The sequence below is a fragment of the Corallococcus silvisoli genome (assembly GCF_009909145.1).
Classification (GTDB): domain Bacteria; phylum Myxococcota; class Myxococcia; order Myxococcales; family Myxococcaceae; genus Corallococcus; species Corallococcus silvisoli.
This window is the reverse complement of the sequence record NZ_JAAAPJ010000004.1, coordinates 17936-38955: the sequence shown is the minus strand read 5'-3', so window position 1 is coordinate 38955 and position 21020 is coordinate 17936. Positions and strand designations below refer to the sequence as shown.

Genomic DNA, 21020 nt, shown 5'->3' with positions numbered 1-21020 from the left:
TTTGGGGGAGGGGCCCTTACAAGGGTCGTGCCCCTGGCGGCTGGACGGGCTTCCGCGGACTTGCCCGTGCGACTGTGCAGGCGCCTGCACAGCGCCTGTGCACGGGACCGCGCGTTGGCGCGAGAACGACGCACCCCGTGTCCGCTCCGGTCGACCGGCGGGGGTGGGGGGGATATAAGCGCCCCGGCCCCGTGCGGTGTGCGCGGGCCCGTCCCGGACGACGAAGGAGCACGCGCGCGTGGCAAGCGACGGCGAAAAGGTTTCGCAGGGGGAATCCACCTTCACCCAGGCCATCCTGGGCGAGGAAACCCTGACGACGGCATGGGCGAAGCGGTGGCAGGCCCTGCCCTTCAGCGCTCGCATGGTCCTGGCGACCGCGGGCTTCGCGGCGCTGCTCTTCGTGCCCTACCTGGGCGCGGTCGGCCTGTGGGACCCCTGGGAGACGCACTACGGCGAAGTGGGCCGGGAGATGATCCAGCGCGGCGACTACGTCTATCCCTTCTGGGAGAACGCGTGGTTCTTCTCCAAGCCGCCCCTCACCATGTGGCTGCAGGCCCTGGGGATGAACATCGTCGGCGCGCTGAAGAGCGACGGCGCCATGGGCCTCTACACGGAGTGGGGCATGCGCATGCCCTTCGCCATCCTCAGCATCACCGCCGTGGCGCTGCTGTCCCTGGCGGTGGCGCGGGTGGTGAGCGCGCGGGCGGGGTTGGCCACGGGCTTCGTGCTGTCCACCATGCCGCTGTACTTCCTGCTCACGCGGCAGACCGTCACCGACACGCCGTTCGTCACCACCTTCGTGTGCGCCATGGCGTGCGCGCTCATCGCCCAGTTGGATGACACGACGAAGCACCGCGCCGGCTGGTGGTACGCCTTCTACGTGTTCGCGGGGCTGGCCACGCTGGCCAAGGGCCTGCTGGGCGTGGGGCTGCCGGCGGTCATCCTGGTGCTGTACGCGGTCGCCGCCGTCATCCCGTGGACCCGCGAGAGCCTGGAGGCGCACCTGAGCTGGCTCTTCAGCGGGGAGGCCCGCGCCCAGGTGCGCGCGGGCACCCGGGCGATGCCGGTGCTGTGGGCGCAGATGTACCGGATGAAGCTGGGCACGGGCATCCTCACCTTCGCGGCCGTGGCGGTGCCCTGGTACCTGACGCTGTGCCTCTTCAACGGCGTGGACGACGAGGGCAAGCTGTTCTGGTACCGCTTCTTCATCCACGACCACCTGAACCGCCTCACCGCGGGCGTGTACACCACCACGCCGGGCGGGTCGTTCACCTACTTCATCGAGCAGGGCGGCTTCGCCATCTTCCCGTGGGTGGCGCTGGTGCCCGGCGCGTTCGCGGTCGTGTCGCGCCTCAAGCTGCGGTCCCGGGACAAGGCGGACCACCTGGCGCTCATCGCCGTCCTGTGGGTGGCGTTCGCGTTCTACCTGCTGGCCTCCAGCGCGACGAAGTTCCACCACTACGTGTTCCCGGTGCTGCCGGGGCTGGCCATCCTCATCGCGCTGTTCGTGGACCGGCTGTGGAAGGACGGCGTCGCCGAGCACTCGGTGAGCCTCATCTTCGGGCTGGTGCTGTTCATCCTGGTGGGCAAGGACCTGGCGGAGAACCCCAAGGACTTCACCGACCTGTTCGTCTTCAACTACGACCGGCCCTATCCGCAGGACCTGGTCACCAAGCCCATCGCGTTCTTCTCCTCGCGCGCCCTGTGGATGGGCGACCTGGTGACGCTGGTGCTGCTGGCGTTCGGCGTGTACCTGGCCTTCGAGGCCTTCTCCTCCAAGAGCAAGGCGGAGCGCCCGGCCGCCGCGCGCGCGGTGGCGCTGGGGCTGCTGCTCACCGGCGTGGCCTCGCTGGTCGCGGTGGCCACGCAGGGGCAGGTGTCCGCGATGGGGCTGTGGGGCGTGGCGCTGGCGCTGCTCGCGGGCTTCCTCTTCTGGCAGGCGTCGCGGCCGGAGGAGGCGCCGGGGCGCACGGTGCTCCAGACGGTGGGCTTCGGCCTCGCGCTCGTGGGCGTGATGCTGGCGGTGCGCGGCTTCAAGGGCCCGCCCGCGTCGGACGCGCTCTTCAAGGCCTTCTCCGGCACCGTCAACGTGAAGGTGGGCCTGGGCTTCGCGTTCGGCGTGGCCGGCATGCTGGCGGTGGTGGCCGCGCTGCAGCGCTCGCGCGTGCTGCTGTTCAGCACGTTCTGGGGGCTGGCCGCGGGCCTGGCGCTCTGGTTCAACTGGGGCCACTGGGTGGACCTGTCCCACCACTGGACGCAGCGCGACCTGTTCTGGCGCTACTACGCCCAGCGGCAGCCGGGGGAGCCCATCGCCGCGTACATGATGAACTGGCGCGGAGAGACGTTCTACTCGCGCAACACGGTGGAGCAGTTCCGCGCGGGTGACGCCAACACGCGCATGCGCCAGTTCGCGTCGCGGCCCGGCCGTGAGTGGGCGCTGGTGGAGCACAACCGTTTGTCGCTGCTGCGCAACGCGGTGGGCTCCGACAAGACCGTCACCCTCATCGACCGGGACATCAACAACAAGTTCGTCCTGGTGACCATCGAGTGAGCATCGTCATCCCGATGCCGCGCGTGGACGCCCCCGTGGAGGGGGGCCTGCGCGTGCGCGGACTGGCGAAGCGCTTCGGCGAGCGCACCGCCGTGGAGGACCTCACCTTCGACGTGCGGCCCGGGGAGGTGTTCGGCCTCCTGGGCCCCAACGGCGCGGGCAAGACGACGACGGTGCGCATGCTGACGGGGCTGCTCAAGCCCTCCAGCGGCGACGCGGAGGTGTGGGGCCACTCCGTCACGTACGACGGTGAAGCCCTGCGCAAGGTGGTGGGCCTGCTGACCGAACAGCCCGGGCTCTACGACCGCCTCACCGCCCGGGAGAACCTGCGCTTCTTCATCAAGCTGCACGAGCTGGACGACGCCACCGCGTGGCCCCGGGCGCAGCACTACCTGGAGCGGTTCGGGCTGGGGGGCCGCGAGGACGACCCGTGCGGGGGCTTCAGCAAGGGCATGCGCCAGAAGCTGGCCATCGTGCGCACGCTGGTGCACGACCCGCGCGTCATCTTCCTGGACGAGCCCACGAGCGGCCTGGATCCGGAGTCCGCGCGCACCGTGCGCGACGCGGTGGCGGAGCTGGCCTCCGAGGGGCGCACCATCGTCCTGTGCTCGCACAACCTGGCGGAGGTGGAGCGGCTGTGCGAGCGCGTGGCCGTGGTGCGCCGCCGGCTGCTCGCGCTGGGGCCGGTGCGCGAGCTGCGCCGCTCGGGACAGGCGCTGGACGTGCGCGTGGAGGGGGACGCGGAGTCGTTCCGGCCCGCGCTGGCGAGGCTGCCCTTCGCGCCCAACGTGCTGCTGGAGGGCGGGCGCCTGCGGGTGATGCTGGCGGATGAAGCGCATGCGCCGGACGTGGTGGCGTGCCTGGTGGCGGCGGGCGCGCGCGTGCACAGCGTGGTGCCCGCGCAGCGGCCGCTGGAAGAGGTGTACCTGGACCTGCTGCGCGCAGGGGAGGGGTGACCATGGCCTTCCGGCCGCGACGGGCGCTGGCGGTGTTCTGGAAGGACTCGCTGGACCTGCGCAAGAACGTGGGCCTGCTGCTGTCCATGGCGGTGCTGCCGCTGGTGATGGTGACGGTGCCCATTGGCGTGGTGTGGTCGTACGTGCGGCAGCCGGACCACTCCGACCTGCGCACGGTGGCGCTCTTCTACGACCCCACGCTGCCCCTGGGCGCGAGCGCGGCGCGCTTCCTCATCGACAAGTCGCTCACCGACTGGTTCGGCATGTTCCTGGTGATGCCCGTCTTCATCCCCATCCTCATCGCGTCCCAGAGCGTGGCGGGGGAGAAGGAGCGCCGCACGCTGGAGCCGCTGCTCTCGTCGCCGGTGTCCGCGTCGGAGCTGGTGGCGGGCAAGAGCCTGGCGGCGCTGGTGCCCGCGGTGGTGATGACCTGGATCGCGTTCGCCTTGTTCTGCGTGGGCGTGGACTGGGTGGCGTGGCCGCTGGTGGGGGCGCCGCTGATGCCCAACGCGCTGTGGGGCTTTGGCGTGTTCGTGCTGGCGCCGCTGTTCGCCTTCTTCGGCAACGGCGTCGCGGTGCTCATCTCCGCCCGCGTGAGCGAGGCGCGCATGGCGCAGCAGCTGTCCGCACTGGTGGTGCTGCCGCTGGTGGGGCTGGTGGGCGGCCAGGTCGCGGGCGTGCTCAAGGCCGGCCTGGGGTACTACGCCATCCAGGGCGCGGTGGTGCTGGTGCTGGACTTCGTCCTCTTGTGGGCCAGCATTCGCCTCCTCGACCGGGAACGTCTGGTCAGCCGCTGGGGTTGAGTCACTGGCGGGTGGGAGACGGGGCCGCCAGGGGGCCGGGCGGGCGGGCAGGGGCCCGTGAAGCTGTTATGTTCCGGGAAGGACGCCGGGGCGGAAGCGGTCGCGCTTTCGCGCCGGAGACCCTGCATTTAAGGGCTGGGGTTACGGAAGCTTTGAAGACCTGCCGCCCAGGCGGCCACGGAGGCGCTGAAACAGACATGGGGATCTTCGACAGCATCAAGGGCGAGGCGCAGCGGAACTTCATCGCCCGCGCGGACAGCGCGAAGGGTGAAATCGTCTACAAGTATCCGGAGAAGAACGTCCGGATGAAGACGCAGCTCACCGTGGACGCGGATGAGGTGGCGCTGTTCGTCAAGGACGGCAAGGTGGAGGGGAAGCTGGGCCCCGGTCGCCACACGCTGGACACGAACAACATCCCGTTCCTGTCGCGGCTCCTGGAGGGCTTCACCGGCGGCAACATGTTCATGGCGGAGATCTTCTTCGTCTCCAACCGCGAGCACACGGGCGTGAAGTTCGGCGGCCCCATTGGCGACGTGCGCGACCCGGAGACGGGCCTGGGCATCGGCACCATGGTGTACGGCGACTTCTCCATCCGCGTGACGGAGCCGGAGAAGCTGGTGGTCGGCCTGGTGGGCATGGGCCGCGCCTCCAACGAGGAGTTCCTGGGCTGGTTCAAGGGCCAGGTGCTCAAGGTGACGCGCGACCGCACCGCCGAGCTGCTGGTGAAGAAGAAGTGGCCGCTGCTGGACGTGACGAGCGGCGCCTACGTGGAGGAGATGGAGCAGGAGATCCTCGCCGGCCTCAAGCCGCACGTGGACGGCTACGGCCTCACCATCGTCCGCATGGGCAACTTCGTCGTCAGCATCAAGCCGGAGGACGAGGTCACGCTGAAGAAGCTGTCCAAGGACGTCGCGTACTCGCGGCTGGCCGGCGGCTTCCAGCAGTACGCCCAGGGCCAGGCGATGCTCGGCGCCTCCGAGGGCATGGCCAAGGGCGGTGGCGGCTCCGACGGCGCCATGCAGGGCATGGGCATGGGCATGGGGTTCGGCATGGCGCAGATGTTCGCCAACCAGCAGGGCCACGCGCAGCAGCGTCCCGCGGAGCCCGCCCAGGCGGCGCCCCCGGCGGACACGCGCAGCCCGGCGCAGCGGCTCAAGGAGATCAAGGAGCTGAAGGACGCGGGCGTGCTCTCCGACGAGGAGTACAACGCCAAGCGCGCGGAGCTGATGAAGCTGCTGTAGTCCCGCCGCTGCCGCGATGAGCCGCGAGGCCCTGTCTCCCCGGTGGGAGGCGGGGCCTTCGTGCTTCAGGGGGCTGGCGTGCCCGGCACGGCGAGCCGCAGGTGTTCGTGCAGCGTCTCCGCGCGCAGGTAGAGGAACTGCACGTCGCCGAAGGCCAGCGTGGCGCCGTCGTGGAGCATCACCTGGGCCTTGAAGGCCAGGGGGGCGCCGTTGATGAACGTGCCGTTCATGGACTGGGCGTCGCGCACGGAGAAGTCCCCGGAGGCCGCGTTCCAGCGCAGGGTGGCGTGGTGCTGGGACACGGACGGCTCCGGCACCATGAGGTCGCACGCGTCGGTGCGGCCCACGGTGAACTCCTCGCCGTCCTGGTTCGGCTGGAGGAAGTGCACCTCCAGGTTGTCGAAGTCGCGCAGCATCGCGAGCAGGCGCTCGCCCATGCGCGAGCGGTGCGCCATGCCCACCGTGCGCGCGCCAATCATGGCGGGGGCCACGTCGCGGAAGACGGCCTCCACGGGCTGCTGGATGAGGGCCACGGAGCCGGACGCGGCCCGGAAGGCTTCCAGCGAAGCGCCCGCGAAGGGGCGGAGCTGTTTCACGGACACCATGTCCCCGACCCTACGTGCAACCGGCGGGGACGGAAAGGGGACGCGAAGGCAGGATGGCCGCTAGGAGGCGGGCGGTGTGGGGACGGTCGGCTTCGTGTCGGGAACCGGGGCCGGTGGGGGCGGCGCCGGAGCCGGCGGCGCGGCGGGCGCCGGGGTGTCGTCCAGCCGGCGCAGGTCCAGCTTCATGGGCACCTGGAGCGTGGTGCTCAGGCGCAGCAGCAGCACGTCCGGTGCGAGTCCGTTCTCACCAATCGCCTGCGTCACCTCGCGCGCGGACGGCGCGCTGCCCCGCGCCCAGAGCTCCTTGAGGAACGCGCCCGCCTCCGGTGCGTGCCACCACGCCGGACCGAAGCGCGCCTTCAGCTGCCCCTGGAGCTGCCCCGCCAGGAACCACGCCCGGAAGCTGTCCGCGGATTGGTAGAAGTCCTCCTGGTCCACGAGGTAGCGCTCCACGTCGTCCTCGGTCATGGGCATGGCGCCGGTGCGCGCCATCAGCGCGCGGTACAGCTCGCGCGGATCCACGGCCGCGCGCCGGTGCAGCTCCAACTGGTAGAGCAGCCGGCCCGCCGCGTGGCGGATGAGGTACAGCTTGTGCGCGCTGGAGGCCGCCAGGAACTGCGCGCGCTTGTCGTTGTCCCCCAGCACGCCCGCGTGCTCCTCCAGCCACACCGGGTCCTCCAGCAGGTCCTCGAAGAGCGCCGAGTACGCCTCGCCCACCGTGGGGTTGCCCAGCCGCGCCAGCTCGAAGCGCGGCTCCTGGGTGAAGGCCGTGTGCAAGAGGTGCCCCATCTCATGCAGCACGCGGCCCTGGTGCAGCACGCCCGTGCCGGGCTTGAACGACAGCCGCACGTCGGCGGGCACCTTCACCGCCAGGGCCAGCGGGCGCGGGTTCTTCTGGGGCAGGTCGCGCGCGTCCACCTTCACGTTGGGCAGCGCGGCCACGTCGATGCCCAGGCCCGCCACGGTGGCCTGCGCCTTCGCGAGCGACTCGCCCTTGGGGAACGCGTCCTCCACCTCTCGCGAGCGGAACAGGCGGGGGATGTCCGCGCGGGTGATCTGCGCGAAGGGCAGCCCCAGCTCGCGCTGGCTCAGCCGCTCCATCACCAGCCGGTACGGCTCCTGCGTGGCCTGGAGCACCTCCTCCGCCAGCTGGGCCAGCCGCTCCAGGTCCGCCTGCCGGAGCTCGCTGCCGAAGGCCTCGTAGGACTCGAAGCCCATCTGCTTCACCAGCTCCTCCGTGCGCGCCTCGCGTCGGAGCAGCGTCTGGTTGAGGCGCGTGAGCGCGGGCGTGGCGGCCGCGTAGAGGGCCTTGCGCTTCAAGGCGCTCTTCTCGTTGGCGAGCAGCCGCTCCAGGTCGTGGTAGCGCACCTCGCGCCCGTCCACGCTCAGCTTGAGCGACGCCTCCAGGTTGGCGGACGCGTCGTTGTACTCCGCCAGCTCGCGCGCCAGGAACTCACCGGCGAAGTGACCGTGGAGCGCGGTGAGCGCACGCAGCTCGCGCGGCTCCTTCGTCAGGTGCCGGAGCCGGTCGATGCGGCGCAGGTTCTCCAGGCTGAAGAGCGGCTCCTTGCCGGTGTACGTCGCCGCGATGTCCACCGCCTTGCCCTCCGTCCAGTAGTCCCAGACGAGCCGGTGCTGTTCCTCCAGGAGGAGGGCCGCCTCCGTGGAGAGGGCGTTCACCTCGCCGGTCAGGAGCTGCTCCTCGCTGGGAGGGGGAGCCACGACCGCGGGGGGCGCCTTATGACAGGCGCTCAGCAAACACACGGTGGCGGCGAGGAGGGACGGAATCCTTGGGGACATGAGGCCGCCCATGTTACTTCCGACCTGCCGATGCCCAACGTAAACCCATGGCGGGCGGCCCGCGGACGCCAGGGCCTGTACTCCGCCCTGCGCCACTTCTTCGCCGGCCAGGGATACCTGGAAGTGGAGACGCCGCTGCTCGTGCCCACCCCCGGCATGGAGCCGTACATCTCCGCCTTCGAGACGCCCTTCGTCCCAGAGACGGACCTGGGCAGGGCCCGCACGCTCTACCTGCACACCAGCCCCGAGTACGCGATGAAGCGCCTGCTCGCGCGGGGGGCCGGTCCGCTGTTCCAGATATGCAAGGTGTTCCGGAACGGCGAGGTGTCCCAGACGCACAATCCGGAGTTCACGCTGCTGGAGTTCTACCGGCCGCACGCGGACTACCACGCCATCATGGACGACCTGGAGGGCGCGCTCGCCCAGGCGGGCCGGGCGGCGGCGGACGCGAAGGAGGGCGAGCCTGGCGCGGACCCCGCGTTCTTCACGCGCACGCCCTATGAGCGGGTGACGGTGCGGGACGCCGTGCTGCGCGCCACGGGCGTGGACCTCCACCAGCACGCGGAGGGCGCGTCGCTCAAGCGGGCGGCGGAGGCGGTGGGCGTGCGCACGGGGGACGCGACGTCGTTCGACGACGTCTTCTTCCACCTGTTCCTGCAGAAGGTGGAGACGGGGCTGGGGCACGAGCGGCCGACGTTCCTCATCGAATACCCGGCGTCCATGGCGGCGCTGTCCCGGCTGAAGCCCGGGGACGGCCGCGTGGCGGAGCGGGTGGAGCTGTACGCGAAGGGGTTGGAGCTGGCGAACGGCTTCTCCGAGCTGACGGACGCGGTGGAGCAGCGCGCGCGGCTGGTGGAGGAGCAGGACTTGCGGCGCAGGCTGGGCCGCTCCGTGTATCCCCTGGACGAGCGCTTCCTAGAGGCGGTGGGCCGCATGCCGCCCTCGGCGGGCATCGCCGTGGGGCTCGACCGAATCCTGATGCTGCTGCTCGGGGTCCAGCGCATCGAGGACGTCCTCCTGTTCCCCGCGCACGGGTTCGTCTGATGCTCAAGGTGCTCCAGACGGTGTTCGCTGGCACGGCCGCGGTGGGGCTCACGGGCGCGGCGTCCGCGGCGGTGTCGGTGCTGTCCGGGTTCGACAACCACCAGGCGGCGGACAAGGTGCTGGGCCTCTGGGCCCGCTCGGGGCTGGCGTCGGCGGGCGTCCGGCATGAAGCCTTCGGGGTGGAGAACATCCCGAAGGAAGGCCATGTCGTCTTCGTGTGCAACCACCAGTCGCACTTCGACGCGATGGTGAACTTCGCGCACATCGACAAGCACACCCGCTACGTGGCCAAGGCGGAGCTCTTCAAGGTGCCGGTGTTCGGCCGGGCCATGCGCCGGGCGGGCAACATCCCCGTGCAGCGCACCGGCGGCGCGGATGACAAGGCGCGGCTGGCGGAGGCCGTGACGGCCCTGCGCGAACGGGTGAGCGTGCTGTTCTACGCCGAGGGCACCCGAAGCCCGGACGGCGAGCTGAAGCCCTTCAAGCGCGGCGCGGCGACGCTGGCCATCCAGGCGCAGGTTCCGGTGGTCCCCATGGCCGTCTCCGGCACCCGGCTCATCCTCCCCAAGGGCGGGCGGGCCATCCAGTGGGGCCAGCGGGTCGCGTTGGTCGTGGGCGAACCGGTGCCCACGCAGGGGCTCACCCTGGACGACCGGGACACCCTCACGCACCGCCTGGAAGAGGCGGTGGCCAGGCTCTACGCCGAGGCGCGACAGCGCTCGGGAGACATTCCATGAAGAAGACGAACCAGACCACGTTCCAGTCCCATCCCTGGCATGGCATCTCGCCCGGGCCGGAGTCCCCCGAGGTCGTCAACGCGTACATCGAGATCGTCCCCACGGACGCGGTGAAGTACGAGTTGGACAAGGAGTCCGGCATCCTCAAGCTGGACCGTCCCCAGCGCTTCAGCAGCCAGTGCCCCACGCTCTACGGCTTCATCCCGCGCACGTACTGCGGCGATCAGGTCGCGAAGCGCTGCGCGGAGCGCACCGGCCTCAAGGACATCCACGGCGACGGGGACCCCATGGACATCTGCGTGCTGACGGAGAAGGTCGTCTCCAACGGCAACCTGCTGGTGCACGCGGTGCCCATTGGCGGCTTCCGGATGGTCGACGGCAACGAGGCCGACGACAAGATCATCGCGGTGCTGGAGTCGGACCTGGTCTACGGCGAGCTCCAGTACATCGCGCAGCTGCCGCGCCCGCTGCTGGACCGCCTGAAGCACTACTTCCTCACCTACAAGCAGATTCCGGGTGAGGGAAAGCGCAGCGTGGAGATCGCGGAGGTCTACGACCGGCCGGAGGCGATGGAGGTCATCCGGCGCAGCATCCGTGACTACGACAAGCTCTTCGTGGAGCCGGAGCCGAAGTCGGCCCGGAAGGCAGCGCCCCGCCGCAAGGCCCCGGCGTCCAAGGCCCCGGCGGTGTCCAAGGCTCCGGCGTCCAGCGCCCCCAGGTTTCCGGCGTCCAGGACCTCCGGGGCCAAGGGCGCTTCCTCTCGCGGCGGGAAGTAGTCCCTGCCCCACGGTGCCCCGAGCGCGGAGGGGAGCGGCTGCTGGCCCCCCTTCCCGCGCGGGTGCCCGCGCTCGCCTTGCTAGGAGCGGCGGGCGCGCTTGGGCGCGGGGGTGGCGCGCTTGCCACGGGCGGGCTTCGCGGCCTTGCGCGCCGGCTTCTTGGCGGACGGGGCCGGCTTCGCGGCCTTCTTCGCGGTGGCCTTCTTGGCCACGGACTTCACCCGCGCGGCGGCCTTCTTGGCCACGGACTTCACGCGGGCCACGACCTTCTTCGCGGCCTTCTTCACCGGGGCCACGGCCTTGGGCGAGGCGGGCTTCTTGCCCGTGGACCGGGACGGCTTCGAGGCGGGGCCGGGGACGGCGGTGCCGCGCGCGGGGAGCTGATCCACGAACTTGCGGGGCGCGATGGCGCGGTAGCTCTCGTCGATCCACGCCTTGATGACGGGCACCGGCACCTGCGAGGCCTCGTCGAAGTGGGCCGTCACCCAGCCGCTCTTTCCCAGGCCGTACTCGGTGGGCTCGGTGAAGGGCAGCGTGAGGGCGGCGTCCTTGGAGTCGGGCAGCTTGGCGGAGAGGTTCAGCTTCTCGCCGTCCACGGTCATGAAGAGGAAGGTCTTGTCATTGACCTTCATCGCGCGGTGGCCCCAGGGGAAGTCCTCGTGGGCGCCGGGGTAGCTCATCGCATGTTCGCGCAGTACCGCTTCGACCTTCTGCGTCTCGTTCTCTGCGGGCATGGGCACCTTGCTTCGTTGTGTGTCGTGACAGCTTAACCGGACCTGTCGCATCCGGCGTATTCCCCAATGTGTCAGTCCAACTTGCGACGGCGGGTGACAGCCACCCCGTGGCTTCCCGCATCCTCCCGGACCCTTGTCCCTAGGTCCCGGCGCGGCCCCGCGCATAGTCTCTGGGTCAACGATAAGGAGTCGTCTCCCGATGCCCCAGTCGCTGCTCGCCACGGATGGCTACAAGTTCAGCATGGCGGAGGCCGGCTGGCCCCTGCGGAAGGAGACCTTCTACTATTCGCACCGCAAGGGCGGCCCCCAGGTGATGCCGTTGGACCTGGAGGCGTGGGTTCGCCAGCTTCTGCCGGTGCCCCAGCCAGAGGACTACGCGTTCCTCGCCCAGCACGACTACGAGATGGGCGTCGGCTTCAAGGCGTCCATCCTGCGCACGGAGCGGCTCTCCGTGCGCGCCATTCCCCGGGGCGCGGTGTTCCTGCCGCGCGAGCCCATCCTCACGCTCACGGGGCCCTCCTCGCTGGTGTCGTGGTTGGAGCCGCTGCTGTTGCAGCTCAACTATCGCATCCAGGTGGCCACCCAGGCGCTCCAGGACCGCGACGCCCTGGCCCGGGCCCTCGCCACGGTGACGTGCGAGGAGGAGAAGCGCATCGCCCTGGAGACGTTGGACCAGGTGGGCGTGCGGGCGGTGCCCATCCGGGTGGACTCGGAGGGCTACCAGCAGCGCGTGCGGGCGCAGGTGAAGGAGCTGGTGGACATCGTCGAAGACCCCGCCCGCATCTTCGAGGTGGGCCTGCGCGCGGCGACCTGCCTGGAGCAGCACACGCTGGCGCTCCGCGCCTGCCAGGACGTGGGCGTGCAGCGCACGAGCAACGTGGAGGGCGCGCGGGCGCTGGGGATGATCCCCGTGGGCACGATGGGCCACGAGCACGTGCAGCGCTACGGCTCCGACGACGCGGCCTACCGCGCGATGCACGAGCGCCGGCCGCAGCGCTCCAGCTACCTGCTGGACACCTTCGACACGCTCACCTCCGGCATTCCGGCGGCCTTCAAGCTCATCTCCGAGGAGCCGCAGGGCGGGGACTCCATCCGGTTCGATTCCGGCAACAAGCGGCTCCAGTACCTGTACGCGGTGACGCGCGCGAAGGACCTGGACATCCGGCCGGTCATCATCCTGGAGGACGGCCTGGACGCGCAGATGACGCGCGACTTCGAGGAGCTGCGCAAGCAGGTGGGCTGGGAGCCGACCGCGCAGTTCTACGGCTACGGGGGCCACATCGTGGCGCGGACCTTGTCCCACGCGCTGACGCGTGACCGGGTGGCGGCCATCTACAAGCTGTCGTGTTCAGGGGCGACGCCGGTGATGAAGTTCGGCAACGAGCTGGCGGAGGGCAAGCAGAGCGTGCCGGGCACGCCGGTCCTCTTCCGCCGCCGCACCGGCTCCGGGCCGCTGGGGCTGGTGGGGCAGGCAGGGGAGGCGACGCCCCAGGGCTACTTCCCCCTGATGGAGGCGGCCGCCGCGGCGCCGTCGCTGATGGGCGCCGAAGGCCTCACGGCGGAGGAGCAGCGCATCGGCTACACTTCGGCCACGACGGCGCTGGTGGAGTCGATTACCCGGCGCCACTTCCCGCAGGGCCGCTGACGCTTCCCGGGGTCCGGGAGTGGGCGGCTCCAGGCGGTCCTGGAGAGGACGTCATGTCGCTGCCCCCACCCCGGTTCCACGACGACGCGCGAGCGGGCCAGCTCTACCTGGAGCGCGTGGCCGAGGTCTCCGAGGAGGCCCTGCGCTACGCCGCCGAGCACCGCGTCCGTCCGGCCCGAGAGGACGGCCTGCGCATCGCGGCGTTCGGCATCGACGCGCAGGTGGCCTTCTGCACGCCCGGCGCGAGCCTCTTCGTGCCGGGCGCGGTGGAGGACACGCAGCGCACGCTGCGCTGGCTGTACGCGAACCTGGACCGGCTCACGGGGCTGGTGTTCTCGCTGGACACGCACCGGGCCTTCCAGATCTTCCATCCGGCGTGGTGGCGGGACGCGCGGGGACGCCCGCCCCCGCCCATGACGGTCATCACCGCGCGGGACGTGCGGGACGGCCGCTGGACGGCGACGCGCTTCCCGGAGGAGAGCCTGGCGTACTGCGAGGCGCTGGAGGCGAGTGGACGGTACGTGCTGACCATCTGGCCGTACCACGCGCTGCTGGGCGGACAGAGCCACGCGCTGGTGCCGGCGATGTACGAGGCGAGCCTCTTCCACGCGCTCGTGCGGGACACGCCCACGCACTTCGAGCTGAAGGGCGAGCACCCGCTGACCGAGAACTACTCCGTGATGGCGCCGGAGGTGACGGAGGTGAAGGGCCAGCGCGTGGGCGAGTTCAACGCGCGGCTGCTGGAGCACCTGCTGTCGTTCGACCGCGTGTATGTCTTCGGGCAGGCCAGCTCCCACTGCGTGCTGTCCACGCTGCGGGACCTGCAGCAGTCCCTGGAGCGCACGGATCCGTCGAAGCTCCAGCGCATCCACATCCTGGAGGACGCGATGAGCCCCGTGCCCGCGCCGCCGTTGGAGCCGCTGCCCGCGGGCCTGGACTTCCCCCGCGTGGCGAAGGAGGCGCTGGAGGGCTTCCGGGCCGCCGGGATGCGCGTGGTGCGGACGACGGATCCCCTGGCGCCGTAGCGCGAGCGCGGCGTCCATCGGATGGGGCTGGAGGGGCGCCCCTGTCCGACGCGCCGCTACCGGCCCAGCCGCGCGAGCGCCCAGCGCGCGGTGGCCTCGCGCAGCGTCTCCCGCGCGTCGGCGCCAGGGCGGGCCTGTCCGCTCAGCTCCACCACCTCCTGGAACAGGGACAGCTCCGGACCGTTGTCGCGCTGCACGGTGCCCGCGAAGAGCACCACGTGGGTGCCCTGCGCGCGCGCCAGCCTCGCGAGCGCCACGGGGCCCTTGCCCAGCGCGGTCTGCCGGTCGAACCGGCCTTCCCCGGTGAGCACCAGGTCCGCGAGCAGCACCCGCCGCTCCAGCCCCAGCGCCCGCGCCACCAGGTCGTAGCCGGACGTCAGCTTCCCGCCCGCGAGCGCCGCCAGCCCATACCCCAGCCCGCCCGCCGCGCCCGCGCCAGGGAGGGCCGCGGCGCCTTCGTCCACGAGACGGCAGAACGTCGCCAGCGCCGCCTCCAGCTCCTGCACCGCGGCGGCATCCGCGCCCTTCTGCGGACCGAAGAGGCGCGCGGCGCCGTCCTCGCCCAGCAGGGGCGTCGTGACGTCCGTGGCCACCAGGAACTCCACCTGCCCCAGGCGCGGGTGCTTCCCGTCCGCCTCCACGCGCGCGAGCCGGGCGAGGCTCGCTCCTCCCGGCGGAAGGGGCGCCCCGTCCGCGTCCAGGAAGCGGAAGCCCAGGGCCTCCAGCGCGCCCTTGCCTCCATCCGTGGTGGCGCTGCCACCCAGGCCGACGATGAGCCGCTCGCAGCCCGCGTCCAGCGCCGCGCGCATCAGCTCCCCGGTGCCGTGGGTGCATGCGGCCCGCGCGTCCCGCTGCTCCGGCGGCACCAGGGCGAGGCCCGACGCCTGCGCCATCTCCACCACCGCCGTGCGCCCGTCGTCCAGCCGCGCCCAGCAGGCCTCCACCGGCGCGCCCAGGGGACCGCGCACCGTGAGCCGCCGCCGCTCACCCCGAGCCCCCGCGAGCAGCGCATCCAGCGTCCCCGGACCTCCGTCCGCCAGCGGCGCCACGTCCAGCACCACGTCCAGGGAGGCCTCACGCAGCCCCTCCGCCATGGCGTCCGCGGCCTCGGCCGCGCTCAGGGTGCCCTTGAACTCCTGGGGCGCGAGGAGCCAGCGTGGGCGGATCACGTTCGGACACCCACGGGCTCGGACCGCGTGGAGCAGGCCTGCCGCGAACACGGCGCCGCGGGCGCGCGACGGGCGCGGTACGTCCTCGCGGACACGGGGGGACTGAGGTGGGCGTTCCGCCACCGCGTCAGCAGCATGGACTTCATGGTTCCTCCCGGGCCGGGGCGGTGTTGACCCCCGCATACCATTCCAGGAGGGGCCGTGGGCCCTGGAGCGACGGCATGACGCGTTGCGAGATCCGCTCCAGCCGCAGGAGCAGCCGCGTCACCTCATCGGAGGGCTGACGGGCGGGGCCCTGGATGCGCGAACAGAAGAACGTCCGGCAGCCGAAGGGCCGGTCCGCGTACACCGTGCAGCGCTTGCCCGCGGCGTCCAGGAATGGACAGCCGCCGTCGGCGCGGAGCGGCGGGAGGGGGCGTCCCCGCGTGAGCACCTCCCACTCCGGGAGCCACAACCAGGGCTGTCGCTTCGTCACGGCCAGCTGGCAGCACTCGCCGCTCGCCGCGCACGAGTACGGGGCGTAGGCCGCGTCCGCCTGACGGTAGACGGTGCGCGTCTCCTGCATGGCACGCTCCAGCGCCCGCGTACCGGTCGCGGGGGCCTCGTCGTCTGCGTCGTCCCATTCCCCGCGTGCCATGCCTGAACCATTCTCGCACGTCGGGGCCCGGTGGGCGGACCCCATGGGTCGTACCCTAACTCACAGCATGCGCAGCACGAAACATTTGAGGTACCGCGTCTCGCGCAGGTTGAGGAGGACGGGGTGGTCGCGGCCCGCGCCCCGGCGCTCGATGATCTGCACCCGGCGCTTCGCGTCCGACGCCGCGGAGGCGAGCATCTCCTCGAAGGACTGCTCGTCCACGTGGTACGTGCAGCTCGCGGTCACCAGGATGCCGCCGGGGCGCAGGAGCTGGAAGGCGCGCAGGTTGAGTTCCTTGTAGCCGCGCACCGCCGCCGGGATGGCGTCCTTGTTCTTCGCGAACGAGGGCGGATCCAACACGATGGTGTCGTAGCGCTTGCCCTCGTCCACCGCGTCGCGCAGGAAGTCGAACGCGTTGGCCGTCACCACGTCCAGGTTGGTGAGCTTGTTGGCCTGGGCGTTGTCGCGCAGCTGCGCGGAGGCCGCGTCCGAGATCTCCACCGCCGTGACGTGCCTGGCGCGAGTGGCCAGCTGGAGCGCGAACCCGCCCACGTAGCTGAAGCAGTCCAGCGCGTCGCCGAAGGCGTAGTGCGCCGCCATCACGTGGTTCTCACGCTGGTCCAGGAAGGCGCCCGTCTTCTGGCCGTCGAGGAGGTCGGCGCGCATGCGCACCAGGCCCTCGTCGAAGGAGACGGGGCCCGGGGGCAGGGCGCCTCGCAGCAGGCCCTTCTCCGGCGTGAGGCCCTCCAGGTGGCGCACGCTCACGTCGGAGCGGTTGACGATGCCCTTGGGGTGGAACTGCTCCTCCAGCAGGTCCGCGATGAGCGCCTTGCGCTGCTCCATCGCGGGGACCAGGAACTGCACGCTCAGGTAGTCGCCGTAGCGGTCCACCACGAGCCCGGGCAGGCCGTCCGCCTCGCCGTGCACCAGCCGGTACGTCGTCTCACCGGGCAGCGCCAGCTTGCGCAGCCGCTCCGCGGACTGGAGGCGCTGGCGGAAGAAGTCCTCGTCCACCGCGACGTCGTCGTTGGTGAGCCAGCGCAGGGAGATCTTCGACTGCTTCGAATAGAAGGCCTTGCCCATGAACCAGCCGCGGCCGTCCACCACGCGCACGACCTCGCCGCCCTGGAGGCCGGGGTCGCCGTTGAGGTCCGCGCGGTAGATCCACGGCGGGCCCGCGAGCCACCGGTCCGACCCGCGGCGCAGCAGCATCACCTGGGGCGTGCCGTCCGGCCCCAGCTCGGGCGAGGTGCGGTCCGCGCGCATCTTCTCCGGGCGCTGACCGGGCTTCCCGCGTCCGGGGGGAGGGGCACCGGGGCGGCCGGAGCGAGGGGGAGGGGAGGGCTTCATCGAGGCGTTCTCTGAGGAAAAGGGCGGGGAGGGACCGCGCGGCGTATACTCGCAACCCGCGTGAGATACGAGTTGGTCCTTCAGGCGGGGGCGCCAGGCGCCCCCTTCGACGCGGGACGGGTGGATGCCCTGCTGGCGGCGCGCCCAGGGGCCGTCCGCCCGGAGGGCGTGCGCGAGTGGCTCCTGGCGCATGGCGGCGTCGAGGTGCTCCCGCTGCGCGATGGAAAGCGCGTGGTGGGCACGGAGCTGCGCGTGCCGTTGGAGGCCCGGCCGGACCTCCTCCGCGAGGTCCTGGCGGAGGCCGCCATCCTGGCCCGCGAGGCGGGGGCGCGCCTGTTTGATCCACAGCTGGGACAGGTCCTGACGGCCGCGGACACCGAGCAGGTCGTGGCGCAGTACCTGCGCACGGAGGCGTACGCGCGCACCGCGAAGCCCATGGAGACCACCCCCGGCCTGGCGGAGGCGATGGCCCGGGCGGAGCGGTTGGACCGGCGCCTGTCGTCCGAGGGCATGGCGATGCCGACGCGGCTGGTGCTCTTCGCGGTGGGCGGCTTCGCCATCCTCTTCTTCGTGATGCGGTACCTGATGGACAAGCTCAACGGGGAGTGAGTCCGGGGGGCCTGGCCCTGGAGGGGGCGGCGAGGACCCTGGTGGGCGCTCGGGGACGCGGGAGCACGGAGTGTCCGTCTGACAATGGGCGCGGGAGTGAATCTGGCGTTAACGTGCCAGCGTGCTCAAGGTCCTCGTCATCGGTTGCATCCTGTTGCCCCTGGCGGAGCTGTATCTGCTCATCACGCTCGGGCATCACATCGGGCTGGGGTCCACGCTCGCGCTGCTGGCGGCCTCCGCCGTGCTGGGGAGCCTCATCGCCCGGAGGCAGGGCGAGCGGGTGTTCCGCAACTGGCGTGAAGCCATGGCCGGAGGCGGCGTGCCCGAGGAGGGGTTGCTCAACGGCGTGCTGGTGATGGTGGGCGGTGCGCTGCTCATCGCGCCGGGGTTCATCTCGGACGTGATGGGGCTGGCGCTGATGGTGCCGCCGGTGCGCCGGTGGGTGACGGCGCGGGTGCGGCGCTCCCTGGAGAAGACCCTCTTGTCGGGCTCCGTGCGCTTCACCCAGGTCGGTGGCGTCGGGCCGGTTCCGGGCGAGGACCCCTTCCAGGACGGGCGGCGCTTCGAGACGCAGGAGACGCCCGCCAAGGTGGAGCCCGCCGCGGAGGGCCCCGACACCTTCCGCCGCCCCCGGAGTGAGGGGGGCGAGGTGGACGCGGAGTTCACCAGCGACGAGGAACCCCGGGGCTGACGGGCACCTGCTGGGGCGCGCCCGTTCCTCCGTTCCACCGGGGCGGGGTGGGCGTGGGTGCCGGGAGCGGCGCGGGGGGCTGCGGGGGCGTGGAAGGCGGAGCCTCGGCGGACATCCCCAGGGCGGTGCGCGCCTCGGTGGCGTAGCGGCCGGTGGGGAACTCGCGAAGGTATTGGCGGAACTCGTCCTCGGCGTCCGAGGGCTGGTGGAGTTTCGTGAAGCATCGGCCGCGCAGGACGCGGGCCTGTTCCCGGTGGCTCATGCGTGGGCTGGCCTGGGCAATCTCCCCGAGTCCGACGAGGAAACGGCCGCAGGTCGAGCCGGACGACTGCACCTTGGCGTATCCGAGGAAGCGCTCATCCGAGTCCTCCGACAGGAGGCCCCCTGGAACGAGCGCGCCCAGCGTCTTGCGCTTGCGCGGCTCCACGGGAGTGGAGGGGGCGATCGACGGAGCCCGCACGTCACCCGGCGTCGGCAGGGGCGAGGAGGCCGCGAGCGCGGCACCTGTCGAGCCGGGGTAGGGCACGAAGTCATCGGCCGGGGACGGGGCGCTCGGAGGCGCGGCCACGGTGCGGTCCGGCGGCGGCGCGGGCTTCGGGCTGCTGGCGATGGCCTGGGGAGTCTCGGAGGGGGCCACCGTGTCCCGCTGTTCCGGGGCGGAGGCCGCATCCTCCGCGCCGGGCGCGGGCGTTGAGCCATCCTGAGTGGGGGACCTGGTGGCGACGGACGGGTGAAGTGCCGCGTCGCTTGCCGGCGCGTGGGACGGCGCCTCCATGGGATTGGCACCCGTACCAACGGATTGGCGTGGCGCGGTGCTCGTGCCCACCCGGGACGGAGCCTTCGGCAGGGGCGCGAGGCTCACGACCACGGGGCCCGGCTCGGCGGCCCGCAGGTCGCGGAACGCCTGCCGGTCCTCGGCGGAGAGCGTGCGAGGCTTCATTACTCCCTGCGCGCCGGAGAGCTCCACGCGCTCGCCCGCGTCCACGAAGCGCGGCGGCTGCCCATCCGCATCCACGCGCACGCGCCCTTCGAGCACCGCCACCGCGGCGCCACGCACGGTGCGCTCCACCGAGAAGACCGTCCCCACGACGGAGACGCGCAGGCCCGCGGACTCCACGAGGAACACCTCCCGCTTCACGTGCGAAGCGCTGACGGAGAGTCGTCCCTGGTGGACGGTCAGGTGCACCGCGTTCGACTCCGCGCGGGCGAACACGACGTCCGACCCCGCGGACAGCCGCACCCGGCTTTCGTCCGGAAGCCGCAGCACCGCCGACGCCTTCGGCTGCGTCCGCACCGCCATGCCCGAGCGCAGGCGCATGCCCGGCGTCAGCACGTGTTCAGCGCCCGTGGCCTCTCGCAGCACCGCGCCGGTGGCGCGCTCCGCCTCCGTGGTGGGGGCGGTTCCCGCCTGCTCCGCGCTCGCCACCTGCTGTTCGCCACGGGCCTCCGTCCGGGCCGCGACCGCCTCCTCCTGTCCGCCGACCGCAGGCCGCGCCGGTCCGCCCGGGGCCGCGCCCTCTGGGGGCGTGGGGGGGGGCCTGGAGGTCGGCCCGTTCGCGACGGCCTCCGGAGCCCTCGTCTCACGCGGAGGCCGATTCGCGAGCGAAACGCCCAGCCACAGCACCAGCACGGCGGCGCAGGCCCCCGCGAACGTGAGCGCCCAGGGCGACAGGAACCGCCGTTCGGGCGAGGCCATCCGCTTCGCCGCCGCCGCCTTCAGCCGCGCGCCCGTCTCGTCCCACCGCACGGCGGGCTCCACCTCGCGCGCCGCGTGCAACAGCGCCCGGGCCTCCACCACCCGCCCCAACTCCGCCGCGCAGGCGCCACAGGCCGCCACGTGCGCCTCGACCCGGGCCTTCCCGGCCGCGTCCAGCTCGCCCGCGGCCAGGGCCCACAGGGCCTGGGTCTCATGGCTGGCCATGGGGACCCCCCACGGGCCGGGCGACGACCAGACGCTGCATGGCTTCGGTGAACTCCAATCTCGCGTGGTGCAGCCGGCTGCGCACGGTGTTGGCCGAGCTTCCCACGGCGAGGGCGATCTCGTCCGGGCTCATGCCGCACAGCTCGTGGTAGACGAAGACGATGCGCTTCTTGGGCTTGAGCTTCTCCAGCGCCGCCTCCACCAACCGGGCGGCCTGACGGCGCTCCGCGGCGCGCTCCGGGTCCTCGCCCGGGGCCACGACCTCTGGCGGGTCCGCGAACGGGTCCTCCGGCCGGCGCCGCTTCCACCTCAAGTGGCTGAGCGCCACGTTGGCGCAGACCCGGTAGAGGAACGTCTTGAAGCGCGACTCGCCCCGGAAGCCCTTCACCGCCGTGAGCAGCCGCAGGTACGTCTCCTGGAGCAGGTCCTCCACCTCCACGCGGTTGCCGACCAGGTGGCGCAGGGTTCGCGCCGCGTCCAGCCGCGTGGCCTCGTAGAGCTGCTCGAAGGCGGCCAGGTCCCCGTCCTGGAGCCGGCGGACCAGGAGCCGCAGGTGGGCCTCGTCCGAAGCGGAGGGAATGCGCGCGCCCGCCACGTCCACGCCGGACTCCGGCGGGGCCGTGGACGCCCACGTGCGTGCTCCTCGGCTGGACACCAGCGCTTCTCCTTCGCGGGGACGCAGGACGCCCCCACCCTCCAGGAACGCCCTCCAGTCTGTGTCGGTGG

General features: G+C 71.8%; 19 protein-coding genes. 11 read left to right on the top strand and 8 right to left on the bottom strand.

The window, feature by feature from the left end; translation table 11 throughout:
* Positions 1-238: 238 nt before the first annotated feature.
* From GTY96_RS08915 to GTY96_RS08900, 4 genes are all read left to right on the top strand, one after another.
* Complete coding sequence (locus tag GTY96_RS08915; RefSeq protein ID WP_143899738.1) at positions 239-2551, top strand: ArnT family glycosyltransferase; 2313 nt, start codon at positions 239-241, stop codon at positions 2549-2551.
* Between the two features lie 14 nt (positions 2552-2565).
* Positions 2566-3507 (top strand): ABC transporter ATP-binding protein, encoded by a 942-nt coding sequence (locus GTY96_RS08910; protein WP_161664477.1) that lies wholly within the window; start codon positions 2566-2568, stop codon positions 3505-3507.
* 2 nt (positions 3508-3509) lie between these two features.
* Positions 3510-4310 carry an ABC transporter permease subunit gene (locus GTY96_RS08905; protein WP_143899736.1) on the top strand — a complete coding sequence of 267 codons (801 nt, stop codon included), beginning with the start codon at positions 3510-3512 and terminating at the stop codon, positions 4308-4310.
* A gap of 197 nt (positions 4311-4507) precedes the next feature.
* A complete protein-coding gene (locus GTY96_RS08900) occupies positions 4508-5551 on the top strand; it encodes an SPFH domain-containing protein (protein WP_143899735.1) in 1044 nt (347 codons plus the stop codon).
* A gap of 65 nt (positions 5552-5616) precedes the next feature.
* Here GTY96_RS08900 and GTY96_RS08895 read toward each other — a convergent pair whose 3' ends face one another.
* Positions 5617-6156 carry an FHA domain-containing protein gene (locus tag GTY96_RS08895; RefSeq protein ID WP_143899733.1) on the bottom strand — a complete coding sequence of 180 codons (540 nt, stop codon included), beginning with the start codon at positions 6154-6156 and terminating at the stop codon, positions 5617-5619.
* Between the two features lie 60 nt (positions 6157-6216).
* On the bottom strand, positions 6217-7956 hold the full coding sequence (locus GTY96_RS08890; RefSeq protein ID WP_161664471.1) for a chromosome segregation protein SMC: 1740 nt from the start codon (positions 7954-7956) through the stop codon (positions 6217-6219).
* A gap of 30 nt (positions 7957-7986) precedes the next feature.
* Between GTY96_RS08890 and epmA the strand changes: the two genes are divergently transcribed.
* Genes epmA through GTY96_RS08875 form a run of 3 tightly spaced genes read left to right on the top strand, consistent with a single transcriptional unit; the run spans position 7987 to position 10513 of the window.
* Positions 7987-9000, top strand: a complete 1014-nt coding sequence (epmA, locus tag GTY96_RS08885) for an EF-P lysine aminoacylase EpmA (RefSeq protein ID WP_143899730.1) — start codon at positions 7987-7989, stop codon at positions 8998-9000.
* Positions 9000-9737, top strand: coding sequence for a lysophospholipid acyltransferase family protein (locus GTY96_RS08880; protein ID WP_235685486.1), 738 nt, complete (start codon positions 9000-9002; stop codon positions 9735-9737). Before epmA ends, GTY96_RS08880 begins: the two co-directional genes overlap by 1 nt.
* Entirely contained in the window at positions 9734-10513 is a 780-nt protein-coding gene (locus GTY96_RS08875) for an inorganic pyrophosphatase (RefSeq protein ID WP_143899726.1), read from the top strand. Before GTY96_RS08880 ends, GTY96_RS08875 begins: the two co-directional genes overlap by 4 nt.
* Before the next feature lie 80 nt (positions 10514-10593).
* On the opposite strand, the gene GTY96_RS08870 is transcribed toward GTY96_RS08875, so the two are convergent.
* The gene (locus GTY96_RS08870; protein ID WP_161664470.1) at positions 10594-11247 is read right to left on the bottom strand and encodes an MmcQ/YjbR family DNA-binding protein; all 654 of its coding nucleotides are present in this window, start codon (positions 11245-11247) and stop codon (positions 10594-10596) included.
* Positions 11248-11446: 199 nt separating this feature from the next.
* Here GTY96_RS08870 and GTY96_RS08865 point away from each other — a divergent pair, with 199 nt between their 5' ends.
* Together GTY96_RS08865 and GTY96_RS08860 are read left to right on the top strand one after the other, a co-directional pair.
* Positions 11447-12892, top strand: a complete 1446-nt coding sequence (locus tag GTY96_RS08865; RefSeq protein WP_143899723.1) for a nicotinate phosphoribosyltransferase — start codon at positions 11447-11449, stop codon at positions 12890-12892.
* A gap of 53 nt (positions 12893-12945) precedes the next feature.
* A complete protein-coding gene (locus GTY96_RS08860) occupies positions 12946-13917 on the top strand; it encodes a nicotinamidase (protein ID WP_143899721.1) in 972 nt (323 codons plus the stop codon).
* Between the two features lie 56 nt (positions 13918-13973).
* Here the strand turns inward: GTY96_RS08860 and GTY96_RS08855 are convergent, their stop codons facing one another.
* The 3 genes from GTY96_RS08855 to GTY96_RS08845 all read right to left on the bottom strand — a co-directional run bounded on the left by GTY96_RS08855 (position 13974) and on the right by GTY96_RS08845 (position 17073).
* Positions 13974-15086: a glycerate kinase gene (locus GTY96_RS08855; RefSeq protein ID WP_143899719.1), complete on the bottom strand. Its 1113-nt coding sequence runs from the start codon at positions 15084-15086 to the stop codon at positions 13974-13976.
* Positions 15087-15228: 142 nt separating this feature from the next.
* The gene (locus tag GTY96_RS08850; RefSeq protein ID WP_143899717.1) at positions 15229-15723 is read right to left on the bottom strand and encodes a YkgJ family cysteine cluster protein; all 495 of its coding nucleotides are present in this window, start codon (positions 15721-15723) and stop codon (positions 15229-15231) included.
* A gap of 60 nt (positions 15724-15783) precedes the next feature.
* Positions 15784-17073: a class I SAM-dependent rRNA methyltransferase gene (locus GTY96_RS08845; protein WP_201755956.1), complete on the bottom strand. Its 1290-nt coding sequence runs from the start codon at positions 17071-17073 to the stop codon at positions 15784-15786.
* Positions 17074-17133: 60 nt separating this feature from the next.
* On the opposite strand from GTY96_RS08845, the gene GTY96_RS08840 reads away from it, so the two are divergent.
* Positions 17134-17682, top strand: a complete 549-nt coding sequence (locus tag GTY96_RS08840) for a hypothetical protein (RefSeq protein WP_161664469.1) — start codon at positions 17134-17136, stop codon at positions 17680-17682.
* Between the two features lie 121 nt (positions 17683-17803).
* A complete protein-coding gene (locus GTY96_RS08835; protein ID WP_143899713.1) occupies positions 17804-18373 on the top strand; it encodes an FxsA family protein in 570 nt (189 codons plus the stop codon).
* On the opposite strand, the gene GTY96_RS08830 is transcribed toward GTY96_RS08835, so the two are convergent.
* Both GTY96_RS08830 and GTY96_RS08825 read right to left on the bottom strand, forming a co-directional pair.
* The gene (locus tag GTY96_RS08830; protein ID WP_161664468.1) at positions 18345-20294 is read right to left on the bottom strand and encodes a FecR domain-containing protein; all 1950 of its coding nucleotides are present in this window, start codon (positions 20292-20294) and stop codon (positions 18345-18347) included. The genes GTY96_RS08835 and GTY96_RS08830 overlap by 29 nt on opposite strands.
* Positions 20281-20949, bottom strand: coding sequence for an RNA polymerase sigma factor (locus tag GTY96_RS08825; RefSeq protein ID WP_143899709.1), 669 nt, complete (start codon positions 20947-20949; stop codon positions 20281-20283). Before GTY96_RS08825 ends, GTY96_RS08830 begins: the two co-directional genes overlap by 14 nt.
* Positions 20950-21020: the final 71 nt, after the last annotated feature.